Source organism: Brevibacillus sp. MCWH (assembly GCF_013096935.1).
Taxonomy (GTDB): domain Bacteria; phylum Bacillota; class Bacilli; order Brevibacillales; family Brevibacillaceae; genus Brevibacillus; species Brevibacillus aydinogluensis.
The window spans coordinates 16,712-38,481 of sequence record NZ_SDLF01000018.1; the positions used below are offsets into that span (position 1 = coordinate 16,712).

At 56.0% G+C, this 21,770-nt stretch carries 22 protein-coding genes; 20 read left to right on the plus strand and 2 right to left on the minus strand.

Annotated elements, in window-relative coordinates:
- Window positions 1-94 precede the first annotated feature (94 nt).
- The 8 genes from ETC00_RS14895 to ETC00_RS14930 all read left to right on the plus strand — a co-directional run bounded on the left by ETC00_RS14895 (window position 95) and on the right by ETC00_RS14930 (window position 6,439).
- On the plus strand, window positions 95-445 hold the full coding sequence (locus ETC00_RS14895; RefSeq protein ID WP_171566868.1) for a hypothetical protein: 351 nt from the start codon (window positions 95-97) through the stop codon (window positions 443-445).
- A gap of 151 nt (window positions 446-596) precedes the next feature.
- Window positions 597-962 (plus strand): hypothetical protein, encoded by a 366-nt coding sequence (locus ETC00_RS14900; RefSeq protein ID WP_171566869.1) that lies wholly within the window; start codon window positions 597-599, stop codon window positions 960-962.
- Window positions 963-1,257: 295 nt separating this feature from the next.
- Complete coding sequence (locus tag ETC00_RS20735) at window positions 1,258-2,106, plus strand: N-acetylmuramoyl-L-alanine amidase (RefSeq protein WP_304415113.1); 849 nt, start codon at window positions 1,258-1,260, stop codon at window positions 2,104-2,106.
- Window positions 2,107-2,377: 271 nt separating this feature from the next.
- Entirely contained in the window at window positions 2,378-2,539 is a 162-nt protein-coding gene (locus ETC00_RS14910) for a hypothetical protein (protein ID WP_171566870.1), read from the plus strand.
- Between the two features lie 400 nt (window positions 2,540-2,939).
- The gene (locus ETC00_RS14915) at window positions 2,940-3,260 is read left to right on the plus strand and encodes a hypothetical protein (RefSeq protein WP_171566871.1); all 321 of its coding nucleotides are present in this window, start codon (window positions 2,940-2,942) and stop codon (window positions 3,258-3,260) included.
- Between the two features lie 725 nt (window positions 3,261-3,985).
- Window positions 3,986-4,522 carry a suppressor of fused domain protein gene (locus ETC00_RS14920; protein ID WP_171566872.1) on the plus strand — a complete coding sequence of 179 codons (537 nt, stop codon included), beginning with the start codon at window positions 3,986-3,988 and terminating at the stop codon, window positions 4,520-4,522.
- A 16-nt stretch (window positions 4,523-4,538) separates the two neighbouring features.
- Window positions 4,539-5,000 (plus strand): NUDIX domain-containing protein, encoded by a 462-nt coding sequence (locus tag ETC00_RS14925; RefSeq protein ID WP_171566873.1) that lies wholly within the window; start codon window positions 4,539-4,541, stop codon window positions 4,998-5,000.
- A 365-nt stretch (window positions 5,001-5,365) separates the two neighbouring features.
- Window positions 5,366-6,439 (plus strand): M42 family metallopeptidase, encoded by a 1,074-nt coding sequence (locus tag ETC00_RS14930; RefSeq protein ID WP_371808912.1) that lies wholly within the window; start codon window positions 5,366-5,368, stop codon window positions 6,437-6,439.
- Between the two features lie 41 nt (window positions 6,440-6,480).
- Here ETC00_RS14930 and ETC00_RS14935 read toward each other — a convergent pair whose 3' ends face one another.
- Window positions 6,481-7,419, minus strand: a complete 939-nt coding sequence (locus ETC00_RS14935; RefSeq protein WP_171566875.1) for a DMT family transporter — start codon at window positions 7,417-7,419, stop codon at window positions 6,481-6,483.
- 154 nt (window positions 7,420-7,573) lie between these two features.
- Between ETC00_RS14935 and ETC00_RS14940 the strand changes: the two genes are divergently transcribed.
- The 6 genes from ETC00_RS14940 (at window position 7,574) to ETC00_RS14965 (ending at window position 15,871) form a co-directional block, all read left to right on the plus strand.
- On the plus strand, window positions 7,574-9,031 hold the full coding sequence (locus ETC00_RS14940; RefSeq protein WP_171566876.1) for an aminotransferase-like domain-containing protein: 1,458 nt from the start codon (window positions 7,574-7,576) through the stop codon (window positions 9,029-9,031).
- An 80-nt stretch (window positions 9,032-9,111) separates the two neighbouring features.
- On the plus strand, window positions 9,112-9,651 hold the full coding sequence (locus ETC00_RS14945; RefSeq protein WP_171566877.1) for an NfeD family membrane protein: 540 nt from the start codon (window positions 9,112-9,114) through the stop codon (window positions 9,649-9,651).
- Window positions 9,651-11,222, plus strand: coding sequence for a flotillin lipid rafts scaffold protein FloT (locus ETC00_RS14950; protein ID WP_253264314.1), 1,572 nt, complete (start codon window positions 9,651-9,653; stop codon window positions 11,220-11,222). Before ETC00_RS14945 ends, ETC00_RS14950 begins: the two co-directional genes overlap by 1 nt.
- A 749-nt stretch (window positions 11,223-11,971) precedes the next feature.
- Window positions 11,972-13,510 carry a spore germination protein gene (locus ETC00_RS14955; RefSeq protein WP_171566879.1) on the plus strand — a complete coding sequence of 513 codons (1,539 nt, stop codon included), beginning with the start codon at window positions 11,972-11,974 and terminating at the stop codon, window positions 13,508-13,510.
- A 34-nt stretch (window positions 13,511-13,544) separates the two neighbouring features.
- Window positions 13,545-14,675: a GerAB/ArcD/ProY family transporter gene (locus ETC00_RS14960; RefSeq protein WP_171566880.1), complete on the plus strand. Its 1,131-nt coding sequence runs from the start codon at window positions 13,545-13,547 to the stop codon at window positions 14,673-14,675.
- Window positions 14,672-15,871, plus strand: a complete 1,200-nt coding sequence (locus ETC00_RS14965; RefSeq protein WP_171566881.1) for a Ger(x)C family spore germination protein — start codon at window positions 14,672-14,674, stop codon at window positions 15,869-15,871. Before ETC00_RS14960 ends, ETC00_RS14965 begins: the two co-directional genes overlap by 4 nt.
- A gap of 31 nt (window positions 15,872-15,902) precedes the next feature.
- On the opposite strand, the gene ETC00_RS14970 is transcribed toward ETC00_RS14965, so the two are convergent.
- The gene (locus tag ETC00_RS14970; protein ID WP_171566882.1) at window positions 15,903-16,394 is read right to left on the minus strand and encodes a M67 family metallopeptidase; all 492 of its coding nucleotides are present in this window, start codon (window positions 16,392-16,394) and stop codon (window positions 15,903-15,905) included.
- 248 nt (window positions 16,395-16,642) lie between these two features.
- Here ETC00_RS14970 and ETC00_RS14975 point away from each other — a divergent pair, with 248 nt between their 5' ends.
- The 6 genes from ETC00_RS14975 to ETC00_RS15000 all read left to right on the plus strand — a co-directional run bounded on the left by ETC00_RS14975 (window position 16,643) and on the right by ETC00_RS15000 (window position 21,770).
- The gene (locus ETC00_RS14975) at window positions 16,643-17,494 is read left to right on the plus strand and encodes a DUF72 domain-containing protein (protein WP_171566883.1); all 852 of its coding nucleotides are present in this window, start codon (window positions 16,643-16,645) and stop codon (window positions 17,492-17,494) included.
- 22 nt (window positions 17,495-17,516) lie between these two features.
- Window positions 17,517-18,341: a sulfite exporter TauE/SafE family protein gene (locus tag ETC00_RS14980; RefSeq protein ID WP_171566884.1), complete on the plus strand. Its 825-nt coding sequence runs from the start codon at window positions 17,517-17,519 to the stop codon at window positions 18,339-18,341.
- 22 nt (window positions 18,342-18,363) lie between these two features.
- Window positions 18,364-19,800, plus strand: a complete 1,437-nt coding sequence (locus ETC00_RS14985; protein ID WP_171566885.1) for a bifunctional metallophosphatase/5'-nucleotidase — start codon at window positions 18,364-18,366, stop codon at window positions 19,798-19,800.
- A 62-nt stretch (window positions 19,801-19,862) separates the two neighbouring features.
- Window positions 19,863-20,102, plus strand: a complete 240-nt coding sequence (locus tag ETC00_RS14990) for a DUF6154 family protein (protein ID WP_171566886.1) — start codon at window positions 19,863-19,865, stop codon at window positions 20,100-20,102.
- Window positions 20,103-20,183: 81 nt separating this feature from the next.
- On the plus strand, window positions 20,184-20,486 hold the full coding sequence (locus ETC00_RS14995; RefSeq protein ID WP_171566887.1) for a YunC family protein: 303 nt from the start codon (window positions 20,184-20,186) through the stop codon (window positions 20,484-20,486).
- 189 nt (window positions 20,487-20,675) lie between these two features.
- On the plus strand, window positions 20,676-21,770 hold the full coding sequence (locus ETC00_RS15000; RefSeq protein ID WP_171566888.1) for an HD-GYP domain-containing protein: 1,095 nt from the start codon (window positions 20,676-20,678) through the stop codon (window positions 21,768-21,770).

The following is a 21,770-nucleotide window of genomic DNA, read 5'->3' on the forward strand; positions in this document are numbered from 1 at the left end:
CGTGCTTTAACCTGCTGCAGTTTCGCCAAATCATTCGCAGAACTGCACTAGATTGCACACAGCGCGTAACACGTTCATCATGGGGAGGATACGCATGACAAAGAAAAGACATATATGGCTGAGCAGGCAGCTTTCTGAAGCGGAAATACACGATACGAGCGTTGATGTGATTGTAACCTTGCCAGATCGAACCAGATGGATGGCCACATTCTTTACGTTTCAAAACATAAAAACGCTGCGCCAGAAATACAAGGAAACCGGAGTGAACTTGTCTGGCACCTATTTGTGGGCGGTCAACATGATTATTTGCGAAGATCTGAGCCGGGAAACGATTGAAAAAGTGGTCGATGATATAATTGCAGATGAACGTTTAGCTTCAGCCATGATGAGGATCAGCGATGTAACCAATGAGGCAGGTTATGAGGAAGGATTCTTTGAGGTATAGTGACGTTTCTCAATCTATTGTAAATAACGTTTGATCAGCGTTTGAGTGAGAAATCCGCTTATTACCGTGCCAGCATGCGGACAAACTCCCTCACTGCCATTGCAGCAGGAGGGAGTTTGTTTTCAAAAAAGGGCTGAAGGAGAGACAACCGATGAGCAAGAAAAGGCATATTTCGATCCATCAAGTAATTGAAGACATACACGATGATAATATAGATGTTATAGTTACTTTACCAGATCGAACCAGATGGTGGGGAACATTTTTTACGTATAAAAATATAGAAAGTCTGCGTCAGAAAGATAAAGAAACCGGAGAGTGCTTGTCTGGCACATATTTAAGTGCGGCCAACATGATTATTTGTGAAGATCTGAGCCGGGAAACGATTGAAAAAGTGGTGGATGATTTACTGGACAAAGGTATTTTAGACAAGTTCATGGCGAGAATCGGAGATATCACAAAAGAAAGGGAGAAATACTATGAAGAAGGCTTCTTTGAAAAAGACTTCTTTGACGACTGATGACGTTACACCAGTGGTACTACTGTCATTATCGGCGGTGTAATCGCTGTTGTTTTATAATCAATATCAATTATCCATTGCAATAACTGCAATAACAAGGAGAAACCACGAAGTAATAATTGGCTCTGGCACGGTCGTCCTGACGGTGCTTCTTTTTATAGTGACTATCTTTGGAGAGGCATCGGCGACGCAGGGAGCATCTGCACTGCATGAGCGGAATTACTGCATGGAACGGATGCGAATAATCGAACAGTACAAGCTTTGTGAATACGATAATCGGAGGGGGTGAAAACGTGTGACAACACCCATTTTGATTATCGACCCCGGTCACGGCGGGACTGATCCGGGCGCAATGGGGAATGGTCTAAGGGAGAAGGACCTCACCTTGCAGATCAGCACCTACCAAAGTGCACGGTTCCACGCGTTGGGTATTCCTGTTGTGCTCACCCGAACAACAGATACGTCCCTCACGCCGTCACAACGCACAAAGCTGGTACGAGACAGCGGTGCCACCTACTGTATTTCCAACCATATTAACTCCGGTGGGGGAGAGGGGGTTGAGGCGATCTACTCCATTTTCGCAAAAGATACCCTTCCCAAACTGCTTGCCCAAGCTGTTGCAGATTGTGGTCAGAAAATTCGTAAAATATACACCAAAGTGGGACCTGGGGGGAAAGATTATTTTTTCATGCACCGGGATACTGGAAAAGTGGAAACGATTATCCTGGAATATGGATTTATTGACCATCCCGTCGATGCAAAAAAGCTAAGAGATAACTGGAAAACTTACGCAGAAGCAGTGGTTAAGGCCTTTTGCGGTTACATCGGAGTGCCCTACATTCCACCTGCAAAGCCTGTGGAAAAGGTGTCCATCGAATTAAACGGCAGTCTCCTGCCGGTTCAGGGTTATCTGCGTGACGGCGTATCGTGGCTTCCGATCCGGGCCGTGGCCGAGGCAGTCGGCGCCACAGTGGAGTGGAATGCAACCACCAGGCAGGTTAAGGTGAACGGCCAAGACCTGACGGAGAGCATCGAAAACGGAACAGCGTATGCCCCTGCGCGGGAGTTGGCTGCCATCCTCGCGTTGGACGTTGAGTGGGAACAGGCGACGAAAACCGTGAAGATGAAGAAAAGGAGTGCGTGACAGAAAAAACGGGAAAGCTTGCGGTAATTTACTGGCCTGTCGGGTGCCGTCAAGCTGGCGTTAGAGTCGTTGGGGGCGGGAAACCACCCCTCCACGTCGTCAAGCCTGCCTTATCATTGGAAACATTATTTTATGATTCTATGCATTTTCATTGTTTCTATAATTTGGTATAATAATTTTCGGCATGTTTATCGGCAAATTTGTAAGTTTAATAAAATTATACTATAGCACTTGAGTCGGGAGCGAATGTCATTACAGGTGTAACCTGGCAATGCAGACTTACATTGATCGTCGTGCATTGTTCAATCCGGATCATGTCCGTGAGACAGCGTTGAAAATGCAGCGTAAGGTAAACTTTCTTTCTTCTTTGATTGACAGTGCCAACCATCGCGCGGAGTTTGAATTTCCGTTTGTCGAACAATACATGCGCTAGTGTTTTACACTAGCTTTGGGGAATAAACCATGGCGACGAGGTTTATTCTCCAAAGCTGGTGTAAAGCCAGCTCAAGGTATGTGGTGTCGGAAGCCGCCTGCTGTTGAGCGTGTCAACAGATAGATACCGTACAGTCGAAAATTTTTTAAGAGGGCGACCGGTTGACGACTAGACGGATTAACGTGTTACGTCAGGACACTTTACGGACGAAACTTTTTTGCTAACACAGATTCCCGGCCCCATACCTTGATCTTACAGTAAGATTATTGCTGCCTGCCTTGAACGTTACCCCGCTGATACTCCAGAAGGCGCTCCTTTATCCCGCAAATCGCTGCTCCATTTGGCAGGGCTCACACATCGGTTTGACTGGAAACATTGCTGCAAATAGAGAGGTGGAAAAATGAATTGGGAGACTCTTCCTGATTGGTTTTGGGTAATTTATTACTTAATTTTATCAACAACATTAGTGACTGCAATATTTGGTGTTATACGAAAGAAAATGACAAGGTTGTCCATTTTAGCCATTATGTTTGCTGTAACAGTTCCATTCATTGCTTTGATAAATAGTATTGGAAGGGCAGAAGGTTTGAATGAATTTGAACATTTAATTCGTCAATTACAACAAGGGGCAATTTGGTCTATATATGCAATTATAGGTTATTTGTTTTTAATTGTATGGTGGGTGTTGTTCCTGCTAAATAGCAAGACAAAAAATAAGTGAAAGTTCGGTGATTCTGCGGCCGGAGGATGAAGACCTTTGGCTTGATCGCAAGCGGTTTGATCCTGAACTGTTGCGGTATGATGCAGGCCGGATGCGAGGTTATCCGGTGTGCTGTTGGGAGCCCCCAATATCCCGATTGGTTACGCTATAAATCAGCTTTATTAAAATATGCTAAATATGAATTTGAAAAGATAAATCATTGAAACAATGCCAATTAAATCAAATAAATGGTATTTTAATGGTTTTGGCGGATTCTTTTCAAAAAAGTGCTTAAGGATTAAAAAACCAACAATAGCCATTACGGTATGAATAAATTCGCTCATGATTGAGTGCACATCCTTACATTCGGACATATGGACGAATCCGTGAAATGCCTGGTTTTCCTTATTTTACAATATTACAATCGATTTTGGGCGGGTTGAACATTTCGTTCAAGCAGAAAATTCATGATCTTTCCGGGGGAGTGCAGCAGCGGGTTGCCTGGATGCTTCCTGAGGAGCCTCTCCCATACAGACAAATTGCCCCCAACGAGCAGATGCGCTGCTGGTATGGGGTTTCTTTTTTGTTGGAGGGTTGCCGCCTGATGGATGATGGATAGTGAGGGGCGGATGCGCGATTTTCTCCCCGCTCGGCATGGCAAATGGCGCATTTCTTTCTATATACTAGAATTAGCGAATACACTGGACCGCGGGGATGCTGACATAACTGTGAATGGAGACGTACATATGCAAGTCGTAACCCAACTGCTTCATCATTATAATCACGCGTTTGGCAGCCGGGGAGAACTGTATCAATCCGAAGAGGCGGATGTGCTGATCGCCGTCTATCCGGCTACGCGCAAACGGGGTTGGTGGACCTACGCGACGCTGGAACTGCATCAAACGGGAGGAACGGAGTGCGTGTTCTATTCCTACCGGTTCACCCCTGCGATGGTCACCCACCTCGGACACGTGGCCGGACAGGTGGCCCGGATGTGGCGCGAACAGGGAAGGCGGCTTGGGGACGGGGACGTCTTTTTGCTCCGGGAACCCATTGCCGAGGGCTCCTGCCTGCGTTGGGCGCTGGCCACGCCCCCTTATTTTGAAGCGGACGGCTTTGAGCTGTTTACCAATGGGAGCGATGTGATTCGGATGATGATGCTGCACGCCATCTCCGAAACGGAGGCCGCTTTTGTAACGAACGAAGGACTTGACGCACTGGAGAGACGCTTTGCGGAGACCGGAGTCAATTCTCTGGATGTGACGCGTCCCCCTGTCTTATAAAAAGGGAGCGAGCGGAATGAAAGCAATTCGTATGCGGGTCACCGTCGTGGTGGAACACCAGGGCGCGATTTTGTTGATCAGGGAAAAAAGCGACGGAAAGCCCTGTTACAGCCTGCCAGGCGGCAGCGTGGAGTTTCTGGAGACCATTCCGGAGGCGGTGCGGCGCGAGGTATGGGAAGAGACTGGCCTATTGGTGGAGTTTGAGCGGATGCTCTGGGTGGATGAACGGATTGATACCGCCGGTGAAGGCAAGCACACGATTGGCATCGGCGTACTGGCCCGGTTGGTCGGGGAGGAGACGGCGCCCATCCCCGGCGGGCTGGACGACGAAGAGATTGACTGGGCCGGGTGGGTGCCGGTGGAGGAGTTTTGCACGTGTCCAGAGTACAATCCGCTGCGTCGCGAGCAGGTGATCCAGGCGCTGACGACAACGGGGTACATCCCCGGCTACATCGGCAGCCATTCCCAACAGGAATGAAGCGGTGCCAGGTTTACCAATCCGGGGGTGAGGGGTTCTGCATGTTTTCTCAGATACTTGATCGGATCCTTGATTCTGTTTTAGTCTGGGTTCCTCTGCTGATTATGTTTTCTCCGTTTCTATTTAGATTTTGGTTTGAACGAAAAGAGAAATATGAAAAATGAGTAATGGATACGAGCCCTTTCCGAAACCGGGAAGGGTTTTTTTGTCGGAATCAGCAGTTGGACCGGAATGAACCTCCGCACGACAGGGTGACAATAGGAGGGAACCACGTGTCGGTAAACATGGCGGCTGACCAAATGGGGAAGTCAACGACTATGAGGTGCCAAAAGGAGGTATGGGTTTTGGAGAAGGATTTGCTGCTGATGAAGGAACTGACGGAGACGGCCGGGCCGCCCGGATTTGAGGTGCGCATCCACGAGGTGATGCGAAAACACCTGGCCGATCTGCAAGCGGAGTTGATTACCGACAACTTGGGCAGCATCGTCGGGAAAAAAGGGGATTCGGGACCGAAAATCCTGTTGGCGGCGCATCTTGACGAAGTGGCGTTTCTGATTACGCACATCACCGATGACGGGTTTTTGCGGTTTCTGCCGCTCGGCGGCTGGTGGGGACACGTGATGCTGGCCCAACGGGTGAAAGTGCTGACCGGCTCAGGTGATTTGACCGGGGTGATTGGTTCCAAAGCGCCTCACGTCCTTTCCCTGGAAGAGCGCAGGAACGTGCTGGAGATCGACAACATGTTCATCGACATCGGAGCGTCCAGCCGCGAGGAGGCGGAGAAATTCGGCGTCCAGGTGGGCGACCCGGCGGTTCCCGTGTGTCCGTTTGAAGTCCTCCCCAACCCCAAACTGCTGCTGGCAAAAGCGTGGGACAACCGGGCAGGCTGTTATCTCGCGCTGAAAGTAATGGAGCAGATTCAACAGGAAAACCTGTCCAATACCGTATACGCCGGCGCCACCGTTCAGGAGGAAGTGGGACTTCGCGGCGCCGAGACGCTGGCGCACAAGATATCGCCGGACATCGCGTTTGCACTGGATGTCGGCGTGGCCGGGGATACGCCGGGCATGGCCCAAAAGGACGGGCGGACCCGATTGGGCAAAGGGCCGCTGTTGGGATTTTTGGATCGTACAATGATTCCCCATCTGAAGCTCAGAAACTTCGTCATCGAGACGGCGCGGGAACACAATATCCCGTTTCAGATCGACGTGATGCCGGGCGGCGGCACCGACGCCGGAAAGATTCACACCGCTTACAACGGCATCCCCTCCATGGTGATCGGCGTGCCGGCCCGCTACATTCACAGCCACGTCTCCGTCGTCCATCGGGATGATTTGGACCATGCGGTAAAACTCCTCGTCGCCCTTCTGAAGAAACTGGATGCAGCGGCTGTCCAGTCGATCAAGGGCTTGGGACCAAATGACCCGGCCAGACAATGACGGACGCGAGCAAACCGTTTTCGTTTTTACTGCGATCTCATTCACGACCGCTCGATGCGCATGACAGCGGCACGGCGTCCCTGGGCTACGGCGGCTACGACGATGACGGCAGCGGCGATAGCCCCCAGCGTGATGGATTCGCCTAACAGCAGGGCAGAAGCGGCAATCGTGAAAAACGGCTGGAGGTACTGCGTCTGGCCGACACGAGCCACGCCCCCAACAGCCAGGCCGTGATACCAGGCGAAGAAACCGAGATACTGGCTGACCACGCTGACATAGCCAAAACCCAGCCACGCACTCCATGAGGCGTTACGGAGTTCGGAGATGAGCGGGCCGGTCATGGTGACGACGAGGAGTGGCAAGGAAAAGACCAGTGCCCAACTGATCACCTGCCAGCTGCCCATCGTGCGCGCCAGCTGTCCGCCCACGGCGTAGCCAACGGCAGCGGCCAGCACGGCACCGAGCAGCGCCAGATCGGCCAGCTGCAGTCCGCCCAGTCCGGTGCCGGCTGCGTACGCCAGGATCGTCAGACAGGCCGCCGCGCTGGAGAGCCAATACCGCCGAGAAGGACGCTCCCCGGCGAAAAACGCAGCCATTCCCGCAGTCGCCAGCGGAAGCAGCGCCAGTACGATTGCGCCGTGGGTGGCCGGTACACGTTCCATCGCCCAGGCGGATAAAAATGGAAAGCCGCCGACCACTCCCGCGGCGACGATCAAAAGCTGCCTGGTTTCCTGCCAGGTTGGTACCCGCTCCCGCTTTAGCAGCAGCACCACTCCGGCCAGCACAGCGGCAACCAGCGCCCGCCCCAGCCCGACGGTGAGCGGAGAGAGGGAGGCCAAGGCTGCCTTGGTGGCCGGAAGCGTCAGGCTGAAGCTGAAGACGCCGAGCAGTCCCCAGGCCAGGCCCACACGTTCCTGCCGTTGAACTGAGGTTTCCCGTGACGAAGGTTGACGAATCCGGCTTCGGACTTGAATTTTCATGATGATCCCATCCTTTTCTCAGCATGCTCTGGCACTTTCCATGGTAGGGGAGGCTGCGTGAAAAGTCTTGAGCCAATTGGTCGCAGGGTTGATAGGCCAATTTGTCGAACGAGAGAACAAGAAACGAAACGAGGGCCACGGGAGGGAATGTGACATGGATTGGAAGCCGGACAAGCATGCGGAAATGCCGGTCTACAAGCAGATTGCAGCGCATCTGGAACATGAGATCGTCAGCGGGGCGCTGCCGCCGGGGGCTCCGCTGCCGCCAGAGCGGACGCTGGCCCGCCAGTACGGCGTCAATCGGGGGACGGTTTCGGCAGCTTACGAGGAGCTGCGCGCCGCCGGGTTGATCCAGTCCCTGCAGGGAAGCGGGACGTGGGTCAGCCGGCACCTGTGGGGCGTGCAAAAAGTGCCCAACTGGCACCAGTACACCACCGGCGGGGCGTTTTTGCCGGCGCTGCCGCTCGTCAGGCGAATCCGCGAAGCCGGGTGGAATCCGGCGATCATCAATCTGGCCAAGGCAGAACTGGCGACGGAAATGATCCCGACACTGGAGTTTGAGCGTTTGACCGGGGGGAAGATGGAGGCTATCGATTTGGGGTACGTCCATCCCAAAGGGGAGCCGCAGCTGCGCGAAGCCGTGTCTGCTCACCTGCGGACCCATTACGGGATTGCTGTCTCTTCCGAAGAGATCCTGATTACCTCGGGCGCTCAACAGGCGCTCCATCTCATTTCGCTCTGCCTGCTGGCCCCGGGCGATGCCATCGCCATGGAGGGACCCTCATACACTTATTCGCTGCCCTTGTTCGCGTCGGCGGGCCTTCGCCTCTACCAGCTTTCGATGGACGCGGATGGGGTGATTCCTGACGAGATGTGGACGCTGTACAAAAAACACCGGATTCGCATGGTGTTTCTCAACCCCACTTTTCACAATCCCACCGGCACCGTGCTGAGTGAAGCGCGTCGCCGGCAGCTGTTGACCGTCTGCCGCGAACTGCGGATTCCGGTGGTGGAGGACGACGCATACGGAGCGCTCGCTCTGGACGAGGACAAGCGTCCGCCGCTGCCGCTGAAGGCGCTGGACAGCGGCGATTCCGTCCTGTACGTCGGCAGTTTGTCCAAGACGATCGCGTCCGGACTCCGGATCGGCTGGCTGGTCGGGCCGCGTGCAGTCATCGAACGGCTGGCTGACGCCAAACAGCAGATGGACTACGGCACCAGCTCGGCATCGCAGCAGTTGGCCCGGCTGGCTCTGGAAGGCGGGCTGTGGGAGCGGCAGATGGAGCGGCTGCGTCCGTTTCTCACCGCCCAGCGGGACCGGATGCTGGCCGCACTGGATACGCACCTGAGGCAGGAGGCATCGTGGAACGTGCCGGCGGGCAGCTGCCACATCTGGTGCCGACTGAACACGCCCATTGACGGACTGGACCTGCTGGAGGCGGCGATCCAGGCCGGCGTGTTGATGACGCCTGGCGAGGTGTTTGGAGCGGAGCCCGGCTGGATGCGTTTGACGTATTCGTGGGAGAGCAGTGAGGCGTTGGAGGAGGGGATACGCAGGTTGGCGGAGGCGATCAAAAAGGCGGCACCGGTACGTTTGTCCCCCTGTCGGTGAAGAATCATGCCGAAAAATCGAAACATTTGGCCTATCCATTCGTATGAAAGAGGTGACAGGAATGGAAAGGGGTGACAAACATGGGCGTGATGGATACCGTCTACCTCATCTGCATCGTATTTGGCCTTGTCTATACGTTGACGACATTGTTTTTTGGCGATGCTGTCTCCGATTGGCTGGAACAGCTCCAGCTGCCGGTGCTGCAGCCCGTCCTGCTGGTCAGCGGGATTACCGCTTTTGGCGCTGCGGGCTTGCTCCTGACCCGTCTGACTTCCTTTTCCGCGTGGACGGTGCTCGGCTTGGCTGCTTTGGCGGGAGTGGCGTTGGCAGTTCTGGCGTATTTCGTCTGGGTGGAGCCGATGGCGAAGGCGGAGAACACGACAGGTTACTCGATGCAGCAGCTCGTCGGCCAAATTGGCGAAGTATGGACATCGATCCCCTCGGGCGGTCTGGGAGAAGTGCTGATTGTCATGGTGGCCGGCACTACCCACCACATGGCTGCCAGCGTAGATGGTGAACCGATCCGGGAAGGGACGCGAGTCGTGGTGGTAGAGGTGCGTGACCACGTTTTGTATGTCACACCATTTCCCCAATTTGACGAAAAGGAGGCCATGCTTTGATGGAATCGACCATTCTTGTCACCGTCGCTGTCGTTGTCGGCGTCTTCGTGGTGCTGGGCATCGCTTTTTGGGCCCGGTACAAGACCGTGGGCGCAGATGAGGCGATGATCGTGACCGGCAGCTTTTTGGGCACCAAAAACGTGCTCAGCGATGAATCCGGCCGCAAGATGAAAATCGTCCGGGGCGGAGGCGCCTTCATCCTGCCGATTTTCCAGCAGGCCAACTTCCTCAGCCTGCTGTCCCACAAGCTGGACGTCTCCACACCGGAAGTGTACACCGAGCAGGGTGTTCCGGTGATGGCAGACGGTGTCGCCATTATCAAGGTAGGCGGGTCGATTGAGGACATTGCCACAGCCGCCGAGCAGTTCATGGGCAAGTCGGACGACGCGCTGAAAGCGGAGGCACAGGAAGTCCTGGAAGGCTACCTGCGCGCCATCCTGGGAAGCATGACGGTGGAGGAGATTTACAAAAACCGGGAGCGCTTTGCCCAGGAGGTGCAGGCGGTCGCCGCCAAGGATCTGAAAAAGATGGGGCTTGCCGTGGTCAGCTTCACGATCAAGGATGTGCGCGACAAAAACGGCTACCTGGCGGCGCTGGGGATTCCGCAGATTGCGGCCGTCAAGCGGGATGCCATGATTTCTCAGGCAGAAGCGGACAAGGAAGCGCGCATTCGCCAGGCCCAGGCGGAAGAAGAGGCGCGCAAGGCGGAACTGCTGAAAGAGACGAACATCGCCGAGGCCGAGAAGGACAAGGAACTGAAGATCGCCGCTTTCAAGCAGGAGCAGGACAAGGCGAGAGCCGTCGCCGACCAGGCCTACAAGCTGCAGGAAGCCGTCGCGAAGCAAAAGGTGACGGAAGAGGAGATGAAAATCGACCTCGTCCGCAAGCAAAAGCAAATCGAGCTGGAGGAAAAGGAAATCCTGCGCCGCGAGCGGCAGTACGACGCCGAAGTGAAGAAAAAGGCAGACGCCGAACGATATGCCGTGGAACAGGCGGCGGAAGCGGAGAAGGCAAAGAAAATCCGCGAAGCCGACGCGCTGAAGTATCGGATCGAGGCAGAAGCAAAAGCGCTGGCTGAACAGAAGCGGCTGGAAGGTCTGGCCATCGCCGAGGCGGAAAAGGCACGAGGCAGCGCCGAGGCGGAGGTTACCCGCCTGAAACTGGAAGCGGAGGCGGAAGGGAAGGAGAAATTGGCCGAAGCGTTCGAAAAGTTCGGACAGGCAGCCGTGCTGGACATCATCGCCAAGATGCTGCCTGAATTGGCTGCGAAGGTGGCCGAGCCGATGAAAGCGATTGACAAGGTGACGATCATCGACACCGGCGGCGGGCAGGGCGACGGTGTGAATCGGCTGAGCGGCAACGTGACCAAGCTGATGGCCCAACTTCCGGAAATGTTGAAGGACGTCTCCGGACTGGACATGAACAAAATGATCGCCAGCTTTATGCAGCCGTCCCAACCGGAGGCCCCGCCCGTGACGCAGCCGGCGGCTCAGCAGGCTGCGGCCGCGGCTGAGCCGCTCCCGACTGCGGACCAAGCCCAACGTCCGTCAAGTTCCGCAGCGGAACAATAGACCAGACTCTCCCTTGACAGGGTTGGGACATTTTCAATACGTTCATCGGATTACGTACATCACAAGCAGGTTTCCCTCGCAGGAGGAAGGCTGTTCAGCATGTAGACAACGTCCGTGGCGCATGGGTGATCGGGCCCGCTCGCTCTCTTGACGCCCAGCATATAAGTGGATGTTGTCCGCTCCAAAACGGGACGCGGGCAGGGGGCAAACATCCGGGTGTTTTCGACGAGGTGAGACTTGTGCCCCCTGTTTTTCCCCGCGTCTTTCGTTTTTCCGCTGAGCAGGTCGTCAAAGGAGCTCGCTTGGCCCATCCCTCCATGCGATGTACGTAGTCTTCAGCTTCGGTTGATGAATGTACAGGCCTTTCGGCCTGACAACGATGGATAGATCGTTTCCTTGCGGAACCTCGACGAAACAGTACAGTTTGTCTTCGGTCTGAAGCAGGTTTCCCTCGCAGGTGGGAAGCCTGCTTTTGTTTGTTCTGAGCAGGTCGGCAAAGGTGCTATCCCTCCAAGCATCATGCTTTACTCCAACTTTGTTTATCAACGTGCAGGCCCCGTAATGGGAATCGAAGCAGCATGCATAAATCCCGGAGATTTTATTCATAATTGGACCGCATTTCGCCAACACTATAGAGGCTTGAAGGGAATGAATGGAAGGAAAGGTTTGAACCCCCTATGAAGTTCAACCTGTTTTGGCGCAAATCGGTGGATAGATCGAAACGGTTCCTGTTACGCGAGACACAAGCGGTGAACACAATCGAGAAGACGCCCCTTCACGCGTCGCTGGTTAAAAACGCGGAGGTGCTGACGGAGCGGCTCGGCCGCAACAGCGATTTTGCCGCCTGCCACTTCACGTGTATGAACAGGAATGTCAGCCTGTTCTTTCTGTACAGCCTGGCTGATTCCGACCGCCTGAACCGGCAGGTGATCGTTCCCCTCCAGCAGAGAGCGGGCATGTTCCCGACTGCTGTGGAGACGTCTTTGGCCGAGGACGAGGAAAAAAGCCTGATCGTGTTTATCCAGGAGAACATCATATCCGCAAGTGACATACTGCGGGTAGAGGACTGGCAGGCCGCGATTGAGCAGATCCTGCACGGCAAAGCGCTGCTCCTGGTGGAGGGCGAGTCGGTCGGTCTGGCGGTGGGAGTCAAAAAGGAATACAGCCGGAACATCGAGCAGCCGGAAACGGAACAAAGCGTCATCGGACCGAAAGACAGCTTTGTGGAAACGCTCAACACCAATATCGGCCTGGTTCGCCAGCGCCTGCGCGACCCGTATCTGCGGGTGGAATCCGTCGTGGTGGGAAAACGGACGAAGCAGGAGACGGCCATCATGTACCTGGCGGACGTGGCCAATCCGCAGATCGTGGAAGAAGTAAGGCGGCGTCTTTCCTGCATCGAAACAGACAGCCTGATCGGCCAGATGCAGCTTCAGGAATATCTGGAGGACAATTCGTTCTCCCTGTTTCCCCTCATGCGCCCCACGGAACGGCCTGACGTCACCTGTTCCTATCTGATTGAGGGAAACGTGGCGGTCATGGTCGAGGGGACGTCGCATGCGCTGATCCTGCCGATCACGTTTTTTCAAATGCTGGAAACGGTCGACGACTACTACACCAGCTGGCAGTACGCCACGCTGATCCGCATTGTGCGGATGGTCGCCCTGTTTCTCAGCATCACGACGCCCGGGCTGTACCTGTCACTCGTCGCGTACAACCCGGAGCTGATTCCCACCCGGCTGCTCATCTCCATGGACGCCGCGCGTGTCAAGGTGGCGTTTCCCTTCCTGCTGGAAATTTTCGTCATGGAACTGATGATCGAGATTTTGCGCGAAGCTGGTGTCAAGCTGCCCAAACCGGTTGGGCAGGCGGTCAGCATCATCGGCGGTCTTGTCATTGGGGAAGCGGCTGTGAACGCCAACCTGGTCAGTCCCGTGACGGTTGTCATCGTCGCACTGACCGCGATCTCCTCCTTCACGTCGCCTGTGTATTATCTCGGCATCACGCACCGGATTCTGCGTTTCTTTCTGCTGATCTGCAGCAGTCTGCTGGGGACGTACGGATTCATCCTGGGCCTGCTCTTCATCCATGCCCATGTGGCAAGGCTGGTTTCGTTCGGGGTTCCCTATCTGGCGCCGCTGTCGCCGCTGCGTTTGCGCGACTGGACGGATATGCTGATTCGCATTCCGATGAAAAAGCTGCATACGCGTCCAGCATTTCTGAAAACGCGCAAGCCAAAAAAGGGAGAGAACACCCCGATGATGCGCCCCGACAAGCGGAACACGTGAAGGCAACATCTCCTCATGAAAGGAATGATCACGCGTGCAAGGACTGGAACAGCGTCCCGCGATTAGTCCGACTCAACTTTTCATGTTAGCATTCGGCCTTATTGTGGGGGTGGGGTTCCTCATCATGCCCAGAGGCGCGATGGAGAAAGCCCGGGAAGATGCATGGCTGACTGTCATCCTGGCGGGATTGTGCGCCATCCTGTCGCTGTGGTTGATCACCCGGGTGGCCCGCATGTTTCCGCATGATACTGTGTTTGATTACAATACCAAGCTGTTCGGAAGCATTATCGGCAGCTTGTTCAACATCCTGTGGGGCTTGTACTTCCTGTTCTTTACCGTGACCGGCATTCGTGTCATGGCGGAAGTGGTGAGGGACGAAATGCTGCCGTTTACGCCGGTGGAAGCGATTATTGGTGCGATGCTGCTGGTAATCATATACCCGGCGTGGAACGGGCTGATGCCCATTATCCGCATGTTCGAATCGGGATTGCCTTTCACGCTGTTGTTGATTGTCATGTTTTTTCTGTTGGCCTATCTGCACGCCGACTGGGCCGAACTGCGCATTCCGTTCCAGGAGGGCGTCACTCCCATCATTTCGGCTCTCCCCCAGACGATTTATTCGTACCTCGGCTTTGAAGTGTTGTTTTTGTACTATCCGTTCGTCACCCACAAGGATAAGGCTTTCGCCAGCACATCGTTTGCGATCGCCGCGGTGGGATTGTTTTACGCCTTTCTCGTATTGGGAACGCTGGTGACCCTTGGTCCGGATGTTACCATGTCCCAGACCTTTCCCGTCGTGACCATGGCAAAGACAATCGAGGTGGTGCGCCAGTTTGTGGAGCGGGCCGAATTGTTGCTGATTATCCTGTGGCTTCCGCTCGCGTACACCACCCATCTCGGCTTCTTTTTCAGCAGTGCGTTTTCGTTCCATCGCACGTATCCGCGACTGAAGCTGCGGTGGTGGATGGTGATCTTGCTGCCGCTGGTCTTCATCTTGTCGCTGATTCCCGACAATTTTATCGACATGCAGACGTGGTCGGACAAGGTGGGCCTTGTGGGATTGTTTTTGACGATTCCGTACCCGTTGATCATGCTGGTGTGCATAGCCGTGCGGCGCAGGCTGGGGCATTTCCCTCCTCCCCGCAAGGACGGTGATGTGACATGACAAAACGGCGGCGAAATTGGTTTGCAGCCGTCACGGTTATCCTTTTGATCGGTCTTTTGCTTGCCGGATGCTGGGATTACCGGGAGCTGGAGAAGCGTGCAGTCATTGTCGGCATCGGCGTTGACGAACTGCCCCCGCTCACTGAAAAGGGCAAACAGATGCGGATGTACCAGATTCTCGTACAGCTAGTCGAGCCGGCAGGAGCAGGGGGAAATCTGGGCTCGAGCGGCGGTACGGAGGCAACCAGCCGGAAAGCCTACACCAACATTGTCGTCACCTCGCCGTCGTTTGCAAACGCAATCGAACGGACCGTGGCCCTCAGTGATCGCATCCCCAATTTGGCTCACCTGCAGCTCGTCGGGGTGGGGGAAACGATGGCGAAAAACGGCATCAACGAGCTGTACGACTTCTTGACCCGCCTGCCCCAGATGCGCCGCCACACGGAAATCGTCGTGCTGGATGGTCCAATTAGCCGGTTCTTTACCACGCAGAGCATTTCTCAACCCACTCCGGCGCTGCACATCTCGGAGATGGCGGCAAATGTCCAGCAGACGCTGGTTATGCCCGATTCCAACCTGGGGGAAGTTTCAAAAAGCGTTCGGGGAAAAATGCCGTTCATCCTGATAAAAGCGAGTTTGGACGATTCCAATAAAATCAGCATGAGACATGCAGCCGTATTTACGGATCAAAAAATGGTAGGCACCCTGACAACGGACGAAATGCAGTTGCTGTCCCTGCTGCGGAATGAAATTGAACGGGGGCTATTGTCCTTCCCGTGCTCTGCAGGCAAAAGAACATCGTTTCAGATCCTGGGGGGGAGAAGCAAATTGGAACCTGTCATGAAAAATGGCCGGCCGCATCTCACGTTTGAGCTCTTTCTCGAAACGGAGATGATCGAATACCAATGTCTGGGCGCTTCCTTTGACAAACAGGAACAGATCCGAAAGGCTGAACGATTGTACGGCGCCGAGTTGAAAAAACGATTGATCACGACGGCCAACAAGCTGAAAGACAAGTACAAAGTGGACGTGTTCCGGCTGACCACCCGGTTGAAAAACTACCCGGACATTCACAAGGCGTTGAGGAACGATCCCAAAACCTTTATGGAACAGATGGTCGTCGATGTAAACGTCAAGCTGAGGATCCGGACGATCGGCAGTTCGCTCGAAACCCCGAGTCTTCAAGAGAAGCCGTGATCACCTGCTCGCATCAGGCGTGGCTCGCTATTCAATCACTGCGCGGCGGCATGTCGCCTGTGGACCCGACGCTTTCGGCAATGTCCGCAAGCGTGTAAGGGCGCTCGACAAAACGACCGTCTGACCACTGGTACAGCCGCAGGTCGGGCATTCCCCCCGCAAAGCTGAGAATCCAATAGGCCAGCTGGGGATAGTGCCAGCCGATTTGATCCGCTTTAGAGGGAACGGGCGGGCTCGTCGGATGGCTGTGCAGGATGCCGACCCACTGCACGCCTGCCTTCCGCACGCTGGCAAGCGCCTGAAAAAAGGAAGGGGCGTCCCACGAAAACGAGTTTCTGCCGTGGCTGGATGAGCGCATCGGCAAATAACCGGTTACCATGGAGCCGTGTCCTGTCAGCAGCGCGGAATACTCATACGGCAGCGCCTCCTGTGCTTCGGCCAGGAGGCGTTTGGCTGTGTGCCGGTCAAAAGACAAACCTTGGTTTTGACTCGCAAAAGGACGGCCGATCAGATCGTCGTACATGCGGCTTTCCTCCGTCTAGGAATGTGGCGAAATTTGCAGGAGCAAACATGACTCGATACGATGATTGTACCATGGGCCGTCTGGCGGGCAACCGGGGAGGCATTCGCCACTTTTCGCTCCAGGCATAGTTTGGTATGCTTAATCGCAAAGGGGTCCCGCCATGAATGTAGATGAATGTACAGGCAGGGGCCGGTTACGCAGACAGTTGGTCATTTCTTCCCTCCATTGGGGTTGGAGGTTTGTGTTGAATGAATTCGATCCAAGTGGGAGTGTGCGGCTGGGGAGACCACTACGACTTGTATCCCCCGGGGACGCGCAGCCGGGACAAGCTGTCCGTCTATGCAGGCCATTTCCCCATCGTGGAACTGGACAGTTCTTTTTATGCCATATTGCCGCAGCGCAATTACGAGACATGGGTGCGTGAAACACCGGACTGCTTTGGCTTCATCGTCAAGCCGCACCAGGCAATGACCGGCCACCAACGAAGTGAAGCGCCCCTGGATCGGCGGGAACTGTTTCGCCAGTTTGAGGAGAGCATCCAGCCGCTGGTGGCGGCGGGCAAGCTGAAAGCGCTGCTGTTTCAATATCCCCCCTGGTTTGACTGTACACGGGAGCACGTGCAGTATGTCCAGGCCTGCCGACAGGCGCTGGATACGTATCCGTTTGCCGTGGAATTCCGCCACCGCAGTTGGTTTGAGCCGCGCTACCGTGAAAAGACTCTGGATTTTCTCAGAACCATCGGGGCGGTCCACGTCATCTGCGACGAGCCGCAGGCGGGCAGCAGTTGCGTTCCTGTCGTCGTCGCCGTGACCGATCCCAAGCTGGTGCTGATCCGCTTTCACGGGCGTAACGTCTCCGGCTGGAACAATCCGGGCGAGGGGCAAAACTGGCGGGATGTCCGCTATCTCTATCAGTACAGCGAAGCGGAACTGGCGGAATGGGTGCCGCGCGTTCAGGAAGTGGCCCGGGAGGCAGCCGAGGTGTGCATCCTGTTTAACAACAACTCGGGAGGGCACGCGGCCGGCAACGCCAAGCAGTTCATGGAGATGCTGGATGTCCGGCCGACGGGTCTGAATCCGCGTCAACTGGAGCTGTTCTAACAGTACGAAAGAAGGTTTGCAGATGGTTTTCGCTATGGCAGCTTTGTTTCTCGTCGTGGGACTGGGGGCCGGAATGATAGGCAGCATCGCCGGATTGGGCGGCGGGATGTTTTTTGTGCCGGCGCTGCTTTACTTTGCCAACGCCTACGAACCGGGCTCCGTCAGCCCGCAGGTGGCGGCGGGCACGTCTCTGTTGGTCATCGGAGTGACTGCGCTCTCGTCGTCGATTTCTTACATCAGGCAGAAAAAGGCGGACGTGCAGACTGCCCTGCTCTTTTTTTTGGGCAGCGCCCCTGGTGCTGTCGCAGGCGTGTACCTGAATACACTACTTCCAGTAAAGACGTTTTCACTGTTGTTCGGACTGTTTCAATTTGGCATGTTTGCCCTGATGATGGTCAAGGACAAAATCAAGCCGCGGAACCTGTCATGGGATGTAAAGCGCCGCTTCGTCGATCCCGACGGCGTCGAGTACGAGTACGGGTACAAGCGGTGGGCAGCCGTGACAGTCGCCTTTATGGTCGGCGTTGTCTCGTCGCTGTTTGGCGTGGGCGGGGGCCTGCTGATGGTGCCGGCGATGATCGTGTTGTTCCGCTTTCCGCCGCACATTGCGACCGCCACGTCGATGCTGGTTATTCTGTTCTCCGCCGCTGTTGGTTCCGCGACCAACATCCTGCATGATCACGTGCACTGGCTGTACGCCGCCATGTTGGCGCCGGGGGCCTGGATTGGCGGCAATCTGGGGGCGGCCGTGGCCGCTCGCTTGAAAGGCAAAACGATTGTGCTGCTGCTAAGGGTTCTGATCCTGGCAGTGGGAATCCAGATGATTGGCGATGCGATCTGGAAGTAGTAGCGAGAGGGAGGGGAGAGCTGTGGCGGACACTTGTACCTTGCACATTCTGCACACCAACGACGTGCACAGCAACTTTTCCAACATGCCGCAGATCGCCTCCTGCCTGCGCCAGAACCGGCAGAGGTGGGAAGCGCAGGGTGAGCGGGTGCTGACCGTCGACATCGGCGACCACGTGGACCGCATGAGCCTCAAAACGGAAGCGACGTGGGGGCGGGCCAACGTCGGGGTGTTGAACCGGAGCGGGTACCAGTACGTGACGATCGGCAACAACGAGGGGATTACCTTCCCCAAAGAAAAACTGGACGCCTTATACGAACATGCCGACTTTACAGTGGTGGCCGGCAATCTGATCGAGCCGGCGAGCGGGCAGACGCCGCAGTGGGCGGTGCCGTACGCGGTACATCATTGGCCCGATTTTCGGGTGGGGATTCTGGGGGTGACGATCCCGTTTGTCCCGTTTTACCGGATGATGGGGTGGGACCTGCGCGAGCCGCTGCCGCTGATCCGCGAGCAGGTCGCCATGCTTCGTCCTCAGGTGGACGTAATCGTGCTCCTGTCCCATTTGGGCTATCAGGCGGACTGCCAGTTGGCCCGGGAGGTGGATGGACTGGACGTGATCCTCGGCGGCCACACCCATCATATACTGGAGCATGGCGAGCGCATCGGCCGCACGTTGATCGCCCAGGCGGGCAGATATGGCGAGCTGGTCGGACACGTGCGTCTGACCTGGGATGCGGCGGCCAAACAGGTGAGCAGTCTGAGCGCCGAGCTGTTTCGCACGAACGACTATCAGCCCGAACCGGAGCTGGACGACTACTTGCGGCGGGAAACACTGGCGGCGGAAACCCTGCTGGATCGTCCGGCGGTTTCTCTCTCGACCGATCTGGACATCGGATGGACAAACGAAACGCCGTTTGGCTCGGTGTTGGCCGCCAGCCTGCGCAAGTGGACCGGAGCGGAGGTGGGTCTGGCCAACGGCGGGCTGCTGCTTACGACGCTGAAGCACGGCCCGGTGTCGTACAAAGACCTGTTGACCTGCGTGCCGCATCCGATCAATCCCTGTGCCGTCACGCTGACGGGGGAGCAGCTGCTGAGCGTGCTGAAGCGGGCTGTCCAGCCGGAAATGGTGCAGCGGGAACTGCGCGGTTATGGCTTCCGGGGCAACCAGATCGGCTGGATGGGCGTGGACGGCCTGCGGGTGTTGTATCGCCCGGGTAAGCAGCCGGACATCGAGCGGGTCGAAGTGAACGGTGAGCCGCTTGATCTCGGGCGGTCGTACCGGGTAGGCACTGTGGATATGTTTATGTTCAGCCGCCTGTTCCCGGAACTGGCCGACGGCGGCGAGATTCGGTTTTACCTCCCGGAGCTTTTACGAGACATCCTCGCGGTGACGCTGGGGGATGACGTACTGGTTCGCGCCGGCTTTGAACCGCGCTGGCTGCCCGTGACCATCTGACGGAATTCCTGAACACCTGCCCGGCGAATGGGGCATGCTACAGGGGAAAGGAGGAGCGAATCATGCGGTTTATCGACGAAGTGTACAATTTGTACAAAGGCCACTTCAACGGCAGCGAGGAGGACATCGTCGCCATCGTCGTCGGCATCTTGGCGGAACAGTCCCGGGAGGATTTGCTCCGTCTGGTGTCGGACATGGAGGAGGAAGAGCTGTTTCAGATGCTGGCCACCTACATGATCGAAGTGATGAAGCGAAAGGTGGCGATGGAAGACGAGCTGTCTCCCTCCCCGCAGGTGCATTGAGCTTTCGCGATAACACCCTTTCTGGCTGGATGTCATAGGATGGAAGCGCACCGACAGTTGGAGACAAAGGAGGAATCTGCGATGATCGAGGTCGCACCCGTCCGTTTTGAAGAGGGAACGGCCATCGCCGTGACCGTGCGCTTGCCCAAAACCACACTGCTTGCCGTCACCACGGACAAAGGGTACATCATGTGTGGCGCGCTGGATGTCGGCTTGTTGAACGAACGACTGGCCAGCCGGGAGATCGTTGCCGGCCGCGCTGTGGGGGTCAAAACGATTGAGGAACTGCTGGACGCTCCCTTGGAATCGGTGACAGTGACGGCGGAGCGCCTGGGAATCACCCCCGGCATGATCGGTCGCGATGCCGTCCGCAAAATGTTTTAGCCTGTCCGGATGTGAAGCCTTGCGAAATGCGGAAAAAAGTCGCCTTTGTCGGCAGAGACGGAGGCGATTTTTTTGCATTTGCAAACAGGTGCCTCTTTTCGACAGGAGCGGCCTTGTTGAGAAAAACATGTAGAAGCCGATCGAATCACGTTATAATAGGGGTACTACGACGAAAGGCGAAGAATGGACATGAGATTGACCTCGATCCACAAGATTCGGCCGGGCGACACGCTGGCCCGTCCCATTTACGCGGAAAACGGAACCGTTCTGGTGGGCGCCGGTGTCGAATTGACGCAGCGCATGCTGGACAGGCTGAAACAGATGAACATCGCCACGCTGTATATACAGGACAAGCGCACGGACGACATCGTGTTGGAAACGCCTGTGTCGGAGCAGACACGGCGGGAAGCGATGAGCGTCATCCAGACCGCGTTTCGCTCGGTGCATGAGTTTCCGCACAAATGGCAGCAGGTGTTTTCGGACAAGCAGTTGGGCCGTCAACTGCGGCAGGTGTTGTCCCGGGTGTCGGACGAGTTGAGAGCCTGCCGTTCGGCGATGAACCTGCTGGCGGATGTCTGCGCCTCTGATCACTACATTTTCTCCCACTCCTTCAACGTCACGCTGTACGCCACTGCGCTGGCAATCAAATCCGGTTTTTCAGAACGAGAGGTGCTGGAGATCGGCATCGGTGCCATGATGCACGACATCGGCAAGATGGCCATTCCCGACGAAATCTTGAAAAAGCCGAACCGCCTCACCCCGGAAGAGTATGAAGTGATGAAAAAGCACGCCGAGTACGGGTTTGAACTGCTGCGCCGGCAGGAAGACATTCCGCTGCTGTCTGCCCACTGCGCGTACCAGCACCACGAACGGCTGAACGGGACAGGCTATCCGCGCCGCTTGAAGGGCGGGGAGATTCATCCGTACGCCCAGTTGGTGGCCGTTTGCGACGTGTTTGACGCGCTGACTACACACCGCATCTACCGACCGTCGCTTCTGCCCCACGAAGCGATGGAGAAGCTGTTTGCCGGGACGGAAACGTTGTTTGCGAAGCCGTTTGTGGAATGCATGCGGGACACCATTTCCCTCTACCCGCTGGGCTTGTCGGTGACGCTCAATACGGGCGAGTCGGGCGTGGTCGTCGATTCCAACAAGGGCATGCCCAGCAGGCCCATCGTCCGCATCCTCTACGACGAAAAAGGCGAGCCGGTGGCGTCGCCGTACGAATACGACCTGTCCAAGCGGCTGCAACTGATGATCGTTGCCTGCGACGGCCTGGTATGA

Excerpts from the sequence above, each read along its gene's own strand:
- ETC00_RS14940 (WP_171566876.1), top strand. The coding sequence starts at position 7,574 with ATGGATTGGAAGCCGGACAAGCATGCGGAAATGCCGGTCTACAAGCAG.
- ETC00_RS14990 (WP_171566886.1), top strand. The coding sequence starts at position 19,863 with ATGCGGTTTATCGACGAAGTGTACAATTTGTACAAAGGCCACTTCAAC.
- ETC00_RS14980 (WP_171566884.1), top strand. The coding sequence starts at position 17,517 with ATGGTTTTCGCTATGGCAGCTTTGTTTCTCGTCGTGGGACTGGGGGCC.
- ETC00_RS14970 (WP_171566882.1), bottom strand. The coding sequence starts at position 16,394 with ATGTACGACGATCTGATCGGCCGTCCTTTTGCGAGTCAAAACCAAGGT.
- ETC00_RS14910 (WP_171566870.1), top strand. The coding sequence starts at position 2,378 with ATGCAGACTTACATTGATCGTCGTGCATTGTTCAATCCGGATCATGTC.
- ETC00_RS14935 (WP_171566875.1), bottom strand. The coding sequence starts at position 7,419 with ATGAAAATTCAAGTCCGAAGCCGGATTCGTCAACCTTCGTCACGGGAA.
- ETC00_RS14975 (WP_171566883.1), top strand. The coding sequence starts at position 16,643 with ATGAATTCGATCCAAGTGGGAGTGTGCGGCTGGGGAGACCACTACGAC.
- ETC00_RS14965 (WP_171566881.1), top strand. The coding sequence starts at position 14,672 with ATGACAAAACGGCGGCGAAATTGGTTTGCAGCCGTCACGGTTATCCTT.
- ETC00_RS14925 (WP_171566873.1), top strand. The coding sequence starts at position 4,539 with ATGAAAGCAATTCGTATGCGGGTCACCGTCGTGGTGGAACACCAGGGC.
- ETC00_RS14915 (WP_171566871.1), top strand. The coding sequence starts at position 2,940 with ATGAATTGGGAGACTCTTCCTGATTGGTTTTGGGTAATTTATTACTTA.
- ETC00_RS14895 (WP_171566868.1), top strand. The coding sequence starts at position 95 with ATGACAAAGAAAAGACATATATGGCTGAGCAGGCAGCTTTCTGAAGCG.
- ETC00_RS15000 (WP_171566888.1), top strand. The coding sequence starts at position 20,676 with ATGAGATTGACCTCGATCCACAAGATTCGGCCGGGCGACACGCTGGCC.
- ETC00_RS14930 (WP_371808912.1), top strand. The coding sequence starts at position 5,366 with ATGAAGGAACTGACGGAGACGGCCGGGCCGCCCGGATTTGAGGTGCGC.
- ETC00_RS14900 (WP_171566869.1), top strand. The coding sequence starts at position 597 with ATGAGCAAGAAAAGGCATATTTCGATCCATCAAGTAATTGAAGACATA.
- ETC00_RS14920 (WP_171566872.1), top strand. The coding sequence starts at position 3,986 with ATGCAAGTCGTAACCCAACTGCTTCATCATTATAATCACGCGTTTGGC.
- ETC00_RS14950 (WP_253264314.1), top strand. The coding sequence starts at position 9,651 with ATGGAATCGACCATTCTTGTCACCGTCGCTGTCGTTGTCGGCGTCTTC.
- ETC00_RS14995 (WP_171566887.1), top strand. The coding sequence starts at position 20,184 with ATGATCGAGGTCGCACCCGTCCGTTTTGAAGAGGGAACGGCCATCGCC.
- ETC00_RS14945 (WP_171566877.1), top strand. The coding sequence starts at position 9,112 with ATGGGCGTGATGGATACCGTCTACCTCATCTGCATCGTATTTGGCCTT.